The 14,569-nt window shown below is 70.4% G+C and carries 12 protein-coding genes; 5 read left to right on the top strand and 7 right to left on the bottom strand.

Annotated elements, in window-relative coordinates:
- The first annotated feature begins 8 nt into the window (after nt 1–8).
- A complete protein-coding gene (locus tag N4G70_RS11855) occupies nt 9–2,300 on the top strand; it encodes a transglycosylase domain-containing protein (RefSeq protein ID WP_261712507.1) in 2,292 nt (763 codons plus the stop codon).
- An 89-nt stretch (nt 2,301–2,389) separates the two neighbouring features.
- Here the strand turns inward: N4G70_RS11855 and N4G70_RS11860 are convergent, their stop codons facing one another.
- The 3 genes from N4G70_RS11860 to N4G70_RS11870 all read right to left on the bottom strand — a co-directional run bounded on the left by N4G70_RS11860 (nt 2,390) and on the right by N4G70_RS11870 (nt 6,872).
- Nucleotides 2,390–4,441, bottom strand: coding sequence for an ATP-binding SpoIIE family protein phosphatase (locus N4G70_RS11860; RefSeq protein WP_261712508.1), 2,052 nt, complete (start codon nt 4,439–4,441; stop codon nt 2,390–2,392).
- A 292-nt stretch (nt 4,442–4,733) separates the two neighbouring features.
- Nucleotides 4,734–5,423: a DUF402 domain-containing protein gene (locus N4G70_RS11865; protein WP_261712509.1), complete on the bottom strand. Its 690-nt coding sequence runs from the start codon at nt 5,421–5,423 to the stop codon at nt 4,734–4,736.
- 57 nt (nt 5,424–5,480) lie between these two features.
- Complete coding sequence (locus tag N4G70_RS11870) at nt 5,481–6,872, bottom strand: aspartate ammonia-lyase (RefSeq protein WP_261712510.1); 1,392 nt, start codon at nt 6,870–6,872, stop codon at nt 5,481–5,483.
- A gap of 142 nt (nt 6,873–7,014) precedes the next feature.
- Between N4G70_RS11870 and N4G70_RS11875 the strand changes: the two genes are divergently transcribed.
- Nucleotides 7,015–8,538 (top strand): ricin-type beta-trefoil lectin domain protein, encoded by a 1,524-nt coding sequence (locus N4G70_RS11875; protein WP_261712511.1) that lies wholly within the window; start codon nt 7,015–7,017, stop codon nt 8,536–8,538.
- A 19-nt stretch (nt 8,539–8,557) separates the two neighbouring features.
- Here N4G70_RS11875 and N4G70_RS11880 read toward each other — a convergent pair whose 3' ends face one another.
- Entirely contained in the window at nt 8,558–8,869 is a 312-nt protein-coding gene (locus N4G70_RS11880; protein WP_261712512.1) for a hypothetical protein, read from the bottom strand.
- A gap of 163 nt (nt 8,870–9,032) precedes the next feature.
- Complete coding sequence (locus N4G70_RS11885) at nt 9,033–10,703, bottom strand: fumarate hydratase (protein WP_261712513.1); 1,671 nt, start codon at nt 10,701–10,703, stop codon at nt 9,033–9,035.
- Nucleotides 10,704–10,885: 182 nt separating this feature from the next.
- Here N4G70_RS11885 and N4G70_RS11890 point away from each other — a divergent pair, with 182 nt between their 5' ends.
- On the top strand, nt 10,886–11,578 hold the full coding sequence (locus tag N4G70_RS11890) for a DUF1707 domain-containing protein (RefSeq protein ID WP_399035076.1): 693 nt from the start codon (nt 10,886–10,888) through the stop codon (nt 11,576–11,578).
- 150 nt (nt 11,579–11,728) lie between these two features.
- Nucleotides 11,729–12,082 (top strand): WhiB family transcriptional regulator, encoded by a 354-nt coding sequence (locus tag N4G70_RS11895; protein ID WP_261712514.1) that lies wholly within the window; start codon nt 11,729–11,731, stop codon nt 12,080–12,082.
- 80 nt (nt 12,083–12,162) lie between these two features.
- On the opposite strand, the gene glpX is transcribed toward N4G70_RS11895, so the two are convergent.
- Nucleotides 12,163–13,194, bottom strand: coding sequence for a class II fructose-bisphosphatase (glpX, locus tag N4G70_RS11900; RefSeq protein WP_120721659.1), 1,032 nt, complete (start codon nt 13,192–13,194; stop codon nt 12,163–12,165).
- Nucleotides 13,195–13,321: 127 nt separating this feature from the next.
- Between glpX and N4G70_RS11905 the strand changes: the two genes are divergently transcribed.
- A complete protein-coding gene (locus N4G70_RS11905; protein ID WP_261712515.1) occupies nt 13,322–13,876 on the top strand; it encodes a DUF4245 domain-containing protein in 555 nt (184 codons plus the stop codon).
- 84 nt (nt 13,877–13,960) lie between these two features.
- On the opposite strand, the gene N4G70_RS11910 is transcribed toward N4G70_RS11905, so the two are convergent.
- The gene (locus N4G70_RS11910) at nt 13,961–14,551 is read right to left on the bottom strand and encodes a malonic semialdehyde reductase (RefSeq protein ID WP_261712516.1); all 591 of its coding nucleotides are present in this window, start codon (nt 14,549–14,551) and stop codon (nt 13,961–13,963) included.
- Between the last annotated feature and the right edge of the window lie 18 nt (nt 14,552–14,569).

The following is a 14,569-nucleotide window of genomic DNA, read 5'->3' on the forward strand; positions in this document are numbered from 1 at the left end:
CTGAGGTTATGGGCCGAGCGGAAGAGCGGCGCGCCCGACAGGGCGGGACGCGCCGGGGCAAGCAGAAGGTGAAGAAGAAGGGCATACGCCGGTTCTTCACCTGGAAGAAGGTGCTCGGCACGTTCTTCGGGCTCTGCCTTCTCGCGATGGGCGCGTTCTATGTCGTCTACCTGATGGTGCCGATCCCCAGCGACAACGTCGAGGCCAAGCTGGAGAGCAACGTCTACAAGCTCTCCAACGGCCAGGTGCTCGCCCGCACCGGTGTCCTCAACCGCGAGACCGTCGCGCTCGAAAAGGTCCCCGTACCGATCCAGCAGAGCTTCGTCGCCCTGGAGAACAAGACCTTCTACGACGACAAGGGCGTCGACTTCAAGGGCACCACCCGAGGCATCCTCAAGACCCTCATGGGCAAGGGCGCCCAGGGCGGCTCGACCATCACCCAGCAGTACGTCAAGAACAACTACCTGACGCAGGAGCAGACGGTCACCCGCAAGCTGAAGGAGATCGTCATCTCCCTCAAGGTGGACCAGCGCTACTCCAAGGACGAGATCCTCGCCGGGTACATGAACACCAGCTACTACGGCCGGGGCGCCTACGGCATCCAGGCCGCCGCGCAGGCGTACTACGGCAAGGACGTCTCCAAGCTGACGCTGTCGGAGGGCACCTACCTCGCGGCGCTGCTCCAGGCCCCCAGTCAGTACGACTGGCAGACGGCGGGGCCGGTCGGCAGGGACCTGGTGCAGGGCCGGTGGAACAAGGCCCTGGACAACATGGTCGAGATGAAGAAGCTGACGCCGGACGAGCGCAAGAAGGTGACGTTCGAGCCCCCGCACGACGCCAAGGTCGCCCCCGGCATGGAGGGTCAGACCGGGTATCTGGTCGCGGCCGCCAAGGCCGAGTTGATCCACAACGGGGTCGATTCGGCGCTCCTGGACCGCGGCGGTTGGACGATCACCCTCAATATCGACCCCACCAAGCAGAAGCTTCTGGAGTCGGCGGTCAAGAAGGACCTGACCGACAAGCTCGACCCGAAGAAGCGCAAGGTCGACGCCGACCTCCAGGCGGGTGCCGCCTCGGTGGACCCCAAGACCGGCTCCGTGGTCGCCCTCTACGGCGGCCAGGACTTCCTCAAGCACCAGCTCAGCAACGCCACCAACACCACGTATCAGCCGGCCTCGACGTTCAAGCCGGTGATCCTGGCGGCCGCCTTCAACCAGGGCGCCGAGACTCAGGACGGCAAGCCCATCAAGGCGAACACCGTCTACAACGGCGACAGCAAGCGGCCGGTCAAGGGCAGCGACATCCCCTTCAACCCGCCGAACGAGGACGGCCGCGACTACGGGCCCATCAGCGTCCAGGACGCGATGAACAAGTCGGTCAACTCCGTCTTCGCGCAGATGGGCGTCGACGCCCACCTCGACAAGGTGCGCGACACCGCCGTGGCCATGGGCATGACGTCCCTCAAGGGCAAGGCCCCCGTGCCCGCCATGACCCTCGGCTCCTACGGTGCGAGCCCGCTCCAGATGGCCGCGGTGTACGCCACGCTCGACAACCACGGCAAGGAAGTCACGCCGTCGATCGTGAAGTCCGCCGAGCACAAGGACCACAAGTACGACAAGCCCGACCCCATAGGCAGCCAGGTCATCAGCAGGGACGCGGCGGACTCCGTCACCTCCGTGCTCACCGGTGTGGTCGACGACGGTACGGCCCAGGACTCGGTGGCCTCCGCCGACAACCGTGACGGCAAGCAGGTCGCGGGCAAGACCGGTACCTCCGACGACAACAAGTCGGCCTGGTTCACCGGTTACACCCCGGACCTCGTCACCTCGATCGGGCTGTGGGGCGAGGCGGCCGAGCCGCGCACCGTGAAGGGCGACGACGGCAAGACCGTGAACGTCCCCAAGGGCGGCCAGGTGTCGATGACGGACGGTGCCGGTGAGCCCGGCCGCATCAACGGTGGCTCCATACCGGCCCGCATCTGGGCCGCGTACACCTTCGACGCGGTCAAGGGCGGCGCCGACAAGTTCGACCTGGAGACCGACCAGGGCGCGGCCAAGGAGCCCGACTACACGCCGTCCAAGAAGCCGTCGAGCACCCCGTCGAAGACGCCCTCGGGCACGCCGCCCAAGACGCCGTCCGGCACCCCCTCCAAGACGCCGTCGAACACGCCGTCCAAGACCCCGGTCGACCCGTCCAAGACGCCGTCCGGCACGGCCTCGCACAAGCCGAAGCCACCCACGACGCCGCCGACGCACCCCACCGGCACGGGCCTTCCCGAGGACCCGCTCCTGCCGAACTGATCCGGCGCCCGAGCCGACGGAACGGCCCCCACCCCCCGAGCGGGGAGTGGGGGCCGTTCCGTGTCAAGTGCCGTGCGCGGTACGGGTGTTCAGGGGCGGGTCGGCAGCTCGAACCAGACGACCTTGCCGCCGGAGAGCCGGGTCGCGCCCCAGCGTCTGGCGAGCCGGTTGACCAGGAACAGGCCGCGCCCGCCCTCGTCGGTCTCGCGCGCCCGGCGCTGTCGTGGGAGCTGCGGGGAGTCGTCGCCGACCTCGCAGCGCAGCACGTCGGTCTTGAGCAGCCGCAGCGTGACCGGCCGCTCGGCGTAGCGCACCGCGTTGGTGACGACCTCGCTGACGAGCAGCTCCACCGAGTCGGTCAGCTCCTCGAGGCCCCAGCGCTCCAGGGCCCTGCGGGCCAGCCTGCGGGCCCGGCCGGGGGCGGTCTCCTCCGGGTCGAGGAACCAGTACGCCACATCGCTCGGCGCGATCCCGTCGAAGCGGGCGGCGAGCAGCGCGATGTCGTCGTCCCGGTCACCGGGGCCGAGCATGTCCAGCACGTCGTCGCAGAGCGCCTCCAGCGGCGGCGAGTGGTCGGGGCCGGTCAACTGGGCGGTGGCGGCGAGGCGTTCCCGCAGTTGCTCGATGCCGGTCCACACGTCGCGCAGCCGGGACTCGACCAGGCCGTCGGTGTACAGGAGCAGCGTGGCGCCCGCCGGGGCGTCCAGCTCGACCGCCTCGAAGTCGACCCCGCCGACCCCGATCGGGGCGCCCGGCGGCACCCGCAGCACCTCCGCGCGCCCGCCGAGGTGCAGCAGGACCGGCGGCGGATGGCCGGCGTTGGCGATGGTGATGCGGTGCGCGACCGGGTCGTACACCGCGTACAGGCAGGTCGCCATGCGGTCGGTGCCGAGCCGCTGGGCCTGCTCGTCGAGGTGGTGCAGCACCTCGGCGGGCGGCAGGTCCAGACCCGCCAACGTCTGTGCGGTGGTGCGCAGTTGGCCCATGATCGCGGCGGAGGTCATGGAGTGGCCCATGACGTCGCCGACGACCAGGGCGACCCGGCTGCCGGGCAGCGGGATCGCGTCGTACCAGTCGCCGCCGACGCGGGCGGTCTCGGCCGCCGGAAGGTAGCGCGAGGCGAGCCGGACCCCCGTGGGCTGGGGGAGGCTGTCGGGCAGCATGGTGCGCTGGAGCTCGTCGGCGATGTACGCCTCGCGTCCGTACAGGACGGCCTTGTCGATGCCGAGCGCCGTGTGGGTGGCCAACTGGGCCGCCACCAGAAGGTCGTTGGCCTCGAAGGCGGGCCGTTCGGGGCCGCGCACGAAGACGGCGGCGCCGATCACCCGTCGCCGGCCGCGCAGCGGCGCGAGTATCGCCCGCCGCCCGCCCGGCACCGTACGGTCGGGGCCGAGCAGTTCGGCCAGGGCCGCGCGGGCCGCCGGGGACTCCGCGAAGACCGGCCGCACCCCGCGCAGCACCTCGTTCAGCTCACCGCCGGTGCGCACCTCGCACAGCTCGGAGGCGGGGGTCAGGTCGGGGCCCGACCCGCCCAGCACCGTGAGGCCCTCCGCCTCCGCGCTCTCGCTCAGCGCCTCGTCCACTAAACGCAGCCGGTCGGTGCGGCGCAGGCGCAGCACGAACGGGGTGGCCGGGCGCTCGTCGCCGACCGGCAGCGGGTCGCGCAGGTGGACCAGGATGGCGTCGGAGAACGTCGGCACGGTGGCCCGGCACAGGCCGAGCACGATCTCGTCGAGGTCTATGCCCCGGGCGATCCGGCGGGTCGCGGCGCCCACGAAGCGCAGCCGGTCGCCCTCGCGCCGGGCCACCGCCGCGGCGCCCTCGCCGGAGTCCGGGGCGCCCGGGCCCTCGGCCGCGCCACTGTCGTCGGGCGCGCCCACCCGGGGCACGGCGGAGGCGGCCGCGGCGTCCCGGCCCGCCCGCTCGGGCTGGCCGGGCACGGAGGCGGTCACGCCGCCGCTCCGGTCGCCCGGACGGGCGCCCAGCGGGCTGCGGCGGGCCTGACCGCCCGGTTGCGGTGCGGCCGATGTGTCGGCATGGGGCCTCCCCTGCTCCTCAACGGCGTGGGCAAGGGTCTGCTCGGTGGGCCGGGCGAGTTCCTTGCGCCGGCTCTCGTGCGAGGTGGGCTGGGGCTCCGTCACGCGTCGGGTTCCGTCCGTCCGGGGTGAGACATCCGCCCTGCCGCGTGCGGCGGCAGTGACAGCGACAGGGTAAGGATGCGTGAGGCCGGCGCTTCACGCGGTACACCGTCCCCCACGTTCTCTGGGCGCGGGGGAGGTCCGGTCCGGGCGGCGACACCGGGCATGCTCCACCCCCCTGTGGTGACATACGGTCAATTCTCGCACCGGAACCGCCCGATCGGCGCTGGTTGGCCCCCGCGCGACCCCGCGGAGGACGATCCTACGTTTGAACCCCCGGGGCGCATCAAGGGTCTCACGACGTCATGTGCGCCGGGGTGCGATCCCAGTCCGCCGGGAGTGCGGGAACGGGCCAGCGCGGATCCGGCCGCCACGCCTCCCAGCCGTCCGAGAACGGCCGTCCCCACGCCGTGATCACCTCGACCGCGGCCTGCCCGGCCGCCCGCACCCGGCCGGCGAGGTCACCGTCGATCAGGCCGACCCGCTGGGCCTGCGCGAACTCGTCCTCGTCCAGCCAGCGCCAACTGCGGTCCGTGGAAACGGAGATGTCGAGGAAGTGGTCCGTGGAGTCGATGCCGCCCGACCAGCGGGCGCGCGGCTCCTCCAGGTTCACGTACCAGTTCTTGAAGCGCCAGCCCCGTTCCCAGAAAAGCCACACCGACCAGGGCTCACCGGGGCGCGCCAGCTTGAGCACGCCGCTGCCGAACCACTGGGAGCGCTCCGTGGTGCGCGGGGTGGTGTACCGGGTGGCCAGGGGCTCCTGGTACAGGGGGCGGCCGTCGGTGAGCACCGGGCGCACGCACTCGGTGCCGGGAGCCATCCACACCGCCAGCAGGTCGTCGGTGTCCTGGACGACCGTCACCGGGCGGCAGATGTGGAACGGTCCTTTACGGCCGCCCTCCAGGCCCAGGGCGTGGTCGCGGTAGCGCCAGAGGATCTGGTCCCCCGGCGCCCAGTGGTGGGTGCCGCCTCCTGTACCTGTCATGTGCAGATATTACGGAGTGGGGTCAAGGCCACGCAGCGATACGGATCACGCGGTCCCTCAGGGGCGGGTCATCCGCAACACGTCCAGGGCCTCGTCGAGCTGTTCGACCGTCAGATCGCCGCGCTCCACATACCCCCCTTCGAGCACCACCTCGCGGATGGTTTTGCGCTCGGCCAGGGACTTCTTGGCGACCTTGGCTGCCTCCTCGTACCCGATGTACTTGTTGAGCGGGGTGACGACGGACGGCGAGGACTCGGCGTACTCGCGGGCCCGCTCCACGTGCGCGGTGACGCCGTCGATGGTGCGGTCGGCGAGCAGCCGCGAGACACGGCTGAGCAGCCGGATGGACTCCAGGAGGTTCTTGGCGATCACCGGGAGCATCACATTGAGCTCGAAGTTGCCGGCCGCGCCCGCCGTCGCCACGGTCGCGTCGTTGCCGACGACCTGGGCCGCGACCATGAGGACGGCCTCCGGAATGACCGGATTGACCTTTCCGGGCATGATCGACGAGCCCGGCTGGAGGTCGGGAAGGCTGATCTCGGCCAATCCCGTACGCGGCCCCGAGGCCATCCAGCGCAGGTCGTTGGAGATCTTCGTGAGGGAGACGGCGATGGTGCGCAGCTGCCCGCTCGTCTCCACCAGGCCGTCGCGCGCGCCCTGCGCCTCGAAGTGGTCCCGGGCCTCGGTCAGCGGCAGTCCGGTGACGCGGGCGACCTCGGCGATCACGGCCGCCGAGAACCCGTGCGGGGTGTTGATCCCGGTGCCGACCGCCGTGCCGCCCAAGGGGAGTTCGGCCAGGCGGGGCAGGGAGGAGCGCAGCCGCTCGATGCCGTACCGCACCTGGGCCGCATAGCCCCCGAACTCCTGGCCCAGCGTCACCGGGGTGGCGTCCATCAGATGCGTACGCCCCGACTTGACCACGTCCGCGAACTCGGCGGACTTGCGCTCCAGGGCGCTCGCCAGATGGTCCAGGGCGGGGATCAGATCGGCGGTGACGGCGGCCGTCGCGGCGATGTGGATGGAGGAGGGGAAGACGTCGTTGGAGGACTGCGAGGCGTTCACATGGTCGTTGGGATGGACGTCCCGGCCCAGCTTCTCGGAGGCGAGCGTCGCCACGACCTCGTTCATGTTCATGTTCGAGGAGGTGCCGGATCCGGTCTGGAAGACATCGACCGGAAAGTGCTCGTCCCAACGGCCCTCGGCGACCTCGCCGGCCGCCTCCTCGACGGCGGCCGCGATGTCCTTGTCGACCACCCCGAGCTCGGCGTTGACCTTGGCGGCGGCCGCCTTGACGCGGGCCAGCGCCTCGATGTGGGCGCGCTCCAGGCGCTGGCCGGAGATGGGGAAGTTCTCCACCGCCCGCTGCGTCTGCGCCCGCCACTTGGCCTGCGCGGGGACCCGCACCTCGCCCATCGAGTCGTGCTCGGTCCGGTACTCGCTGTCGTTCATGGGGTTGAACCTCCCGCAAAAGTTGAGCAGTTGTCTTGTTCTACCTATTCCCAACATGCCTTACCGGCCAGTAAATACCGGGGGGCTGCATTTTCCCGGGGGGACGACCCCGTACTCCCGGGGAGCCCACCAGGGAGGCGTAATGACGCGCAAGAGGCACAGACTTCGCTGTACGTTCGCGGCCGCCGTGGCCGCGGCCGCCGCGTTCGGGGGCATGACGGTCGGCGCGACCGGCGCGCAGGCCGCGTCCGCCCCGTCCGTCCGGTCCACTCCGCTCCCGCCCGAACTGGAGAAGATCCGCGCGGCCGAGGCCACCCGGCTCTACGGCGACCCCGCCGAGCGGGCCATGGGGGACCGCAGGACCGGCCTGATCTCGCTGGGCGACAGCGAGATCTCCGGCGAGGGCGTCGGCACCTACGAGGCCGGTACCAACGGCCCCGACAACTGGTGCCACCGCTCGCCCGACTCCGCCATCCACCGCACCGGCATCCCGGCCGACGAGACCTACAACGTCGCCTGCTCCGGCGCGTACACCGGAAACATCAGGATCGGCGGGACCAAGCAGTACGCCGACGAACTCGTGCAGAGCGACAGCCTCGCCATCAAGGCGCGCAACACCCGGATCAAGATGGTGCTCCTGGTCGCCGGCGCCAACGACGACCTCCAGTTCGGCCCGGTCATGACCGACTGCGTCGAGCGCTATCTGCTGCTCCAGGGCCCGTGCCAGTCCAAGTACGAGCCCGGCTGGCAGGGCCGCGTCGACGCGCTGGTGCCCAAGGTCGAGCAGACGGTCGGCGACCTCAAGACCGTGATGCGCGACGCCGGTTACGCCGACGGCTCCTACAAACTCGTGGTGATGGGCTACCCGAGCCCGATCGGCCCCGACTTCCACGACAACCCGAACTTCCCCGGCAAGCTGGTGTGCGGCGGCCTCGGCTACGACTCCGACACGGTGTGGGGCCGCAACACCGCGGTGCCCGCCTTCGAGGTCGGCATGCGCAAGGTGGCCAGGGACACCGGAGCGACCTACCTCGACAACTCGCGCCTCTTCAACGGCCACGAGGTGTGCATGGAGGACACCTGGGCCCGGGGCCTCTACATCGACCTCTCCAAGCCCGGACTGCCGGACGAGAACTCGGTCCGCCAGTCCTTCCACCCCAACTACCGGGGCCACGGCGCCTTCGCCTCCTGCCTCACTCAGCTCTACAACTCCGGTGCCGCGGAAGGCAGTTGCGCCGACCCGGCGTCCACCGGCACCCCGGTGCTCCAGACCCTGGCCTGGGACGACGCCTACCGGCCGCTGAAGAACGAGGCGACCGGCAGCTGTCTCGACGTCACCGCGTCGAGCAGCGCCAACGGCACGGCCGTCATCGGCTGGGACTGCCACGGCGGGCGCAACCAGGGCTGGTGGTACGACGACGGCCGCAAGTCCGTGCACACCCAGCTCACCCAGGACCGCTGCCTGGACGTGCCGGGGGCGAACTACACCGCCGGCGCCAAGCTGATCATCTGGAACTGCTCGGGCGCCGTGAACCAGGAGTGGGTGCGCCAGTCGGGCGGCCTGCGCCCGGCCGCGGCGACCGGCCTGTGCGCCACGCTCGGCGCCGCCAAGGACCCGCTCACCCTGCGGCCCTGCGACGGCACCGCGAGCCAGCGCTTCGCCTGACACACGCCGCCCGGCCCCGTCACGGACAGGTGTCCGCGGCGGGGCCGAGGCGGGCCACCTCGATGGCCGAGGGCGACAGCGCCGACGACACCCGGACCCGGGCGCCGAGGGCGAGCGGGGTGTGCGCACGCGCCGCGTACTTCAGCGGCCGCCCGCGCACGGAGAACAGCACCTCGCCGTAGCCGCCCCGGGGGATCGGCGTCACCACGTGCCCCGCCGCGCCGACCATCGCGTCGGCCGACGGCGACGCCTTCGCGCGGAGCCTCAGCAGCGCCTGGTCGAGCCCCGTCAGTAAACCGCCGGGCCCCTTGAACCACCCCAACTGCGCCACCCCTCCCGGTGGTTGAACCTCCCCGGCCGATGCGGCGGCCGGGGTGATTGCGGACACATGCCAGGATAGGCGGCCAATTCGCCGGATTCTTAGGGACTTTGGGCCCTATTCGCGTTCCGGTTGCCCGGCAGGGGGGATGCCGTACGAGGGCGCCCGTGCCGGATCAGGCCTGTCCGGCGCCCCGCACGGGGATGTTCAGGAACGTCGGCGGCTCGGTGGGGGCCTGGAAGAAGTCGTTGCCCTTGTCGTCGACGACGACGAACGCCGGGAAGTCCCCGACCTCGATCTTCCACACCGCCTCCATGCCGAGCTCCTCGTACTCGACGACCTCGACCTTCTTGATGCAGTCCTGCGCGAGGCGCGCGGCCGGGCCGCCGATCGAGCCGAGGTAGAAACCGCCGTGCGTGCCGCAGGCGTCGGTGACCTGCTTGCTGCGGTTGCCCTTGGCCAGCATCACCTTGGAGCCGCCCGCCGCCTGGAACTGCTCGACGTAGGAGTCCATCCGGCCGGCCGTGGTCGGGCCGAACGAGCCGGAGGCGTACCCCTCGGGGGTCTTGGCCGGGCCCGCGTAGTACACCGGGTGGTCCTTGAGGTACTGCGGCATCTCCTCGCCCGCGTCGAGCCGCTCCTTGATCTTGGCGTGCGCGATGTCTCGGGCCACCACCAGCGGGCCGGTCAGCGAGAGGCGGGTCTTGACCGGGTGCTTGGTCAGCTCGGCCAGGATCGCGTCCATCGGCTGGTTGAGGTCGATGCGCACGACGTTCTCGTCGTCCGCGTCCAGGTGCTCGTCGGTCGTCTCGGGCAGGAAGCGCGCGGGGTCGGTCTCCAGCTGCTCCAGGAAGACGCCCTCGGCGGTGATCTTCGCGACGGCCTGGCGGTCGGCCGAGCAGGAGACGGCGATCGCGACCGGCAGCGAGGCGCCGTGGCGCGGCAGGCGCACCACGCGCACGTCGTGGCAGAAGTACTTGCCGCCGAACTGCGCGCCGATGCCGATCTTCTGCGTCAGCTCGAAGACCTTCTTCTCCAGCTCCTCGTCGCGGAAGCCGTGGCCCAACTCCGAGCCCTCGCTGGGGAGTTCGTCCAGGTAGTGCGCGGAGGCGTACTTCGCGGTCTTCAGCGCGAACTCGGCGCTGGTGCCGCCCACCACGATCGCCAGGTGGTACGGCGGGCACGCGGCGGTGCCGAGCGAGCGGATCTTCTCCTCCAGGAACTTCATCATGGAGGCCTCGTTCAGGACGGCCTTCGTCTCCTGGTAGAGGAACGACTTGTTGGCCGAGCCGCCGCCCTTGGCCATGAAGAGGAACTTGTAGGCGCCGCCGTCGGTCGCGTACAGCTCGATCTGTGCGGGCAGGTTGGAGCCGGTGTTCTTCTCGTCCCACATGGTGAGGGGCGCCATCTGCGAGTACCGCAGGTTCAGCTTGGTGTACGCGTCGTAGATGCCGCGCGACAGGGCTTCCTCGTCGCCGCCCTGGGTCAGCACGTTCTGGCCGCGCTTGCCCATGACGATCGCGGTGCCGGTGTCCTGGCACATCGGCAGGACGCCCGCCGCGGCGATGTTCGCGTTCTTCAGGAGGTCGAGCGCGACGAACTTGTCGTTGCCCGAGGCCTCCGGGTCGTCGATGATCTTCCGGAGCTGGGCCAGGTGGGCCGGGCGGAGGTAGTGCTGGATGTCGTGGATCGCCTCGGCGGCCAGCGTGCGCAGCGCCTCCGGGTCGACCTTGAGGAACGTACGACCGTCGGCCTCGAAGGTGGAGACACCCTCGGCGGTCACCAGGCGATACGGCGTGGTGTCCTCTCCCAGGGGGAGAAGGTCGGAGTACTGAAACTCTGGCATTGCGGCCATTCCTCACTCGGCAGACAGCTGCTGTACCTCCATTGGCACAGCACCCACCAGCGTATGCCGCCGCCCGGACAGCGAGGCTGTGAGGTAAGGCTCAGTCGCCCGGGCCGCCCGGGGCCCAGTCCGTCCCGCCCCGCGACTAGTCGCGATCTATCGCGTTTGGGTACGCTGCCCCCGTGGACCTCGAAAAGCACGCTCAGCCGGGCCCCGTGGAGCCCGCGAAGGCCGATCCCGCACCGCTCGCCGAGCCCCCCGCGCTGCGGGCCTCCGACGCCGACCGGGACCGGATCGCCGACATCCTGCGCGACGCGCTGGCCGAGGGTCGGCTCGACACCGCGGAGCACTCCGAGCGCATCGACGCGGTCTACCGCGCCAAGACCCTCGGTGAACTGGAGCCCCTGGTCAAGGACTTGCCGGTGAGCGGGGTCCGCCCCCGCCCGGCGGCCGGGCCCCGCGAGGCGCTGGAGACGGGCACCCCCGTCGACGCCGAGAACCTGATCGCGGTCTTCTCCAGCTCCACCCGCAAGGGCCGCTGGCGGGTCGGCCGGCGCACCAACGCCTTCGCCCTGTTCGGGAATGTGGAGATCGACCTCACCGAGGCGCTCTTCCAGCAGCGTCTGACCGTCATCAACGCCACCGCGATTTTCGGAAATGTGGAGGTGCGGGTCCCGGAGAATCTGAGCCTGCGCGGCAGCGGCACGGGGATCTTCGGCAACTTCGAGGTGCACACCCTGGAGGCCGACGACCCGGAGGCTCCGGTGGTCGTCGTCAATGGTCATTCCGTCTTCGGCAACATCGAGGCCAAGCCGAAGCGGGGCAAGCGCATCGCCGACCTGCACGACCGACTGCGCAAGCGCCTCGACTTCTGACCCGGAACCGGCGCGCGGCGGCGCCGAGTTCAGGCCATCGGGCATCCGAGCGCAGTTCCGCCCTTAGGAACTCAGTGCATAGGCCCGCGTACAGCGGGTAGGGACTGTCGCATCGTCGCTCGCTCGCGAAGCCGTCGTCAGGAGTAGGCCGTGCTGCATCCGCCGCATCATTCCCTGCAGGTCGCCGCCGTTCCGCCGCAGCGTGGTCCAGCTCGGGAGGATCAGGCGGGCCCGTGGCACGCGGAGGCGGTCTGCCGCCGGGACGAGGCGGGCCTGTTCTTCGCCCCCTCCAAGGAACCGACGGCCGCCCGGCTCTCCCGCGAGGAGGCCGCCAAGCGGGTCTGCGCCCGGTGCCCGGTGATGGTGGAGTGCCGCGAGCACGCCCTGCTGATGCCCGAGCCGTACGGGGTGTGGGGCGGCCTGACCGCCGCCGAGCGCCGGGTGGTGATCGCCCGTCGGCGTCGTCGCGAGGTCGAGGTGAAGAAGTCCGCGTCCGCCGCGTAGCTCTGCGTGAGTGAAGGGGTGCCCCCGCCGCACAACGGGGACGCCCCTTCACCTACGTACGAACTGCCGTACTTCCAGGGCTACTTGGCCCGGTCGAAGTCGATCTGGCTGTATGCGCGCAGCTTGGACAGGCGGTGCGTCGAGTCGATCTGGCGGATGGTGCCCGACTTCGAGCGCATCACGAGCGACTGGGTCGTCGCGGTCTCCGCGCGGTAGCGGACTCCGCGCAGCAGCTCGCCGTCGGTGATGCCGGTGGCGACGAAGAACACGTTGTCACCGCTGACCAGGTCGTTGGTGGAGAGCGTGCGGTCCAGGTCGTGCCCGGCGTCGATCGCGCGCTGACGCTCGGCCTCGTCCTTGGGCCACAGCTTGCCCTGGATCACACCGCCCAGGCACTTGATCGCGCAGGCCGAGATGATGCCTTCCGGGGTGCCGCCGATGCCCATGAGCAGGTCGACGCCGGTGCCCTCGCGCACGGCCATGATCGAACCGGCGACGTCGCCGTCCGAGATGAACTTGATGCGGGCGCCGGTCTCCCGGATCTCCTTGACGATGCCCTCGTGGCGGGGGCGGTCGAGGATGACCACGGTGACGTCCTCGGGGGAGGACTTCTTGGCCTTGGCCACCCGGCGGATGTTCACCGAGACCGGGGCGTTGATGTCGACGAAGTCGGCCGCCTCGGGGCCGGTGACCAGCTTGTCCATGTAGAAGACGGCGGACGGGTCGAACATGGCGCCCCGGTCGGCGGCCGCCAGCACGGCGATCGCGTTGGGCATGCCCTTGGCGTTCAGGGTGGTGCCGTCGATCGGGTCGACGGCGATGTCGACCTCGGGTCCGGTGCCGTCGCCGATGCGCTCCCCGTTGTAGAGCATGGGGGCTTCGTCCTTCTCGCCCTCACCGATGACGACGATGCCGTTCATCGACACGGTGGAGACGAGGGTCCGCATGGCGTTGACCGCGGCGCCGTCCGCGCCGATCTTGTCCCCGCGGCCGACCCAGCGGCCGGCGGCCATGGCGGCCGCCTCGGTGACCCGGACGAGCTCAAGGGCCAGGTTGCGGTCCGGAGCCTCGGGGGAGACCTCGAGTTCGGACGGCAGATGATGCTCGGTCATCGGAGCGCACCTTTCTGTACGGCGACGGCCGCAGGATAAAGAGGGTGCTAGGACTCTATCCGTACGTCGACAAATTGAGCAGAGGGGCCCACGTATGAGCGGCGACATGACCTGAGACCATGGGGTCGTGGCAGGAACGCGCAGCAGCAAGCAGACAGTCCGGAACATGCTGCAGTCGCTGGCGGTGATCGGCATCGCGGCGGCTGTGATCTATGTGTTCATCCCGCACGACGAATCGGATGCCCCTCCGCTCAAGCCGGTCAACTACACGGTCGAGCTGTCGACCGTGCGCAGGGCCGCGCCCTACCCGGTCGCGGCGCCGGTCGGCCTGCCCGACCAGGACAAGTGGCGGGCGACCTCGGTGTCGTACGACGGCGCCAAGAACAACGCCTGGCACCTGGGGTTCCTCGACCCGCAGAACCAGTACGTGGCCATCGAGCAGTCGACCGCGCCCTTCGAGAAGTACGTCGCCGAGGTCAGCAAGAACGCGACCAGGACCGACAAGTCGCAGAAGATCGCGGGCGCGACCTGGACCTTCTGGGACGGCCCCAAGTACGACGCCCTCGTCCGCCAGGACCAGGGCTCCACGACCGTGGTGACCGGCACGGCACCGTATGAGCAGCTGGTGACTATGGCCGGGTCCCTGGAGTCGAAGAAGGAGTCCAGGGAAGCGACGGGCTGACCGCGACACCGCCCGGCCTGCCGCCGCGAACACCGAGGGCCCCGCACCGGAAAGGTGCGGGGCCCTTGACGTAGCCGAACGGGCTCAGACGGTGGTGACGACGTCCTCGTAAGCCAGGCGCGGGCTACGCGGGAACCAGGCGTCCTCGCCGGGCTTGCCGATGTTGACGATCATCAGCGGGGTGTGGTCGTCGTCCAGGAACTCCTTCTGCACGCCGGCGAAGTCGAACCCGGTCATCGGGCCGGCGGCCAGGCCGGCGGCGCGGACGCCGACGATGAAGTACGCGGCCTGGAGCGCGCTGTTGAGCAGGGCGGCACCCTCGCGGACCGAACGCTCGGAGAAGAAGGCGTCCTTGGCGGCCGGGAAGTGCGGGAAGAGGGCGGGGAGCTCCTCGTGGAACTCGTTGTCCGCGGAGAGGATCGCCACGAGCGGGGCGGTGGCGGTCTTCGGGCGGTTGCCCTCGGCCATGTGCTGCACCAGGCGCTCGCGGGCCTCGGGGGAGCGGACCAGGGTCACGCGCAGCGGCGACTGGTTGAAGGCGGTCGGGCCGTACTTGACCAGGTCGTAGATCGCCTGGACCTGCTCGTCGGTCACCGGCTCGTCCGTGAACGTGTTGGCGGTGCGGGCCTCGCGGAAGAGGAGGTCCTGGGCGGCGGGGTCAAGAACGAGGGACATCTGAGAAACACCTTCCGG

The organism is Streptomyces sp. ASQP_92 (assembly GCF_025399895.1).
Lineage (GTDB): Bacteria > Actinomycetota > Actinomycetes > Streptomycetales > Streptomycetaceae > Streptomyces.

Bases quoted from the DNA above. Each gene is read 5' to 3' on its own strand.
- N4G70_RS11885 (WP_261712513.1), bottom strand. From the start codon at position 10,703: ATGCCAGAGTTTCAGTACTCCGACCTTCTCCCCCTGGGAGAGGACACC.
- N4G70_RS11855 (WP_261712507.1), top strand. From the start codon at position 9: ATGGGCCGAGCGGAAGAGCGGCGCGCCCGACAGGGCGGGACGCGCCGG.
- N4G70_RS11870 (WP_261712510.1), bottom strand. From the start codon at position 6,872: ATGAACGACAGCGAGTACCGGACCGAGCACGACTCGATGGGCGAGGTG.
- glpX (WP_120721659.1), bottom strand. From the start codon at position 13,194: ATGACCGAGCATCATCTGCCGTCCGAACTCGAGGTCTCCCCCGAGGCT.
- N4G70_RS11875 (WP_261712511.1), top strand. From the start codon at position 7,015: ATGACGCGCAAGAGGCACAGACTTCGCTGTACGTTCGCGGCCGCCGTG.
- N4G70_RS11910 (WP_261712516.1), bottom strand. From the start codon at position 14,551: ATGTCCCTCGTTCTTGACCCCGCCGCCCAGGACCTCCTCTTCCGCGAG.
- N4G70_RS11865 (WP_261712509.1), bottom strand. From the start codon at position 5,423: ATGACAGGTACAGGAGGCGGCACCCACCACTGGGCGCCGGGGGACCAG.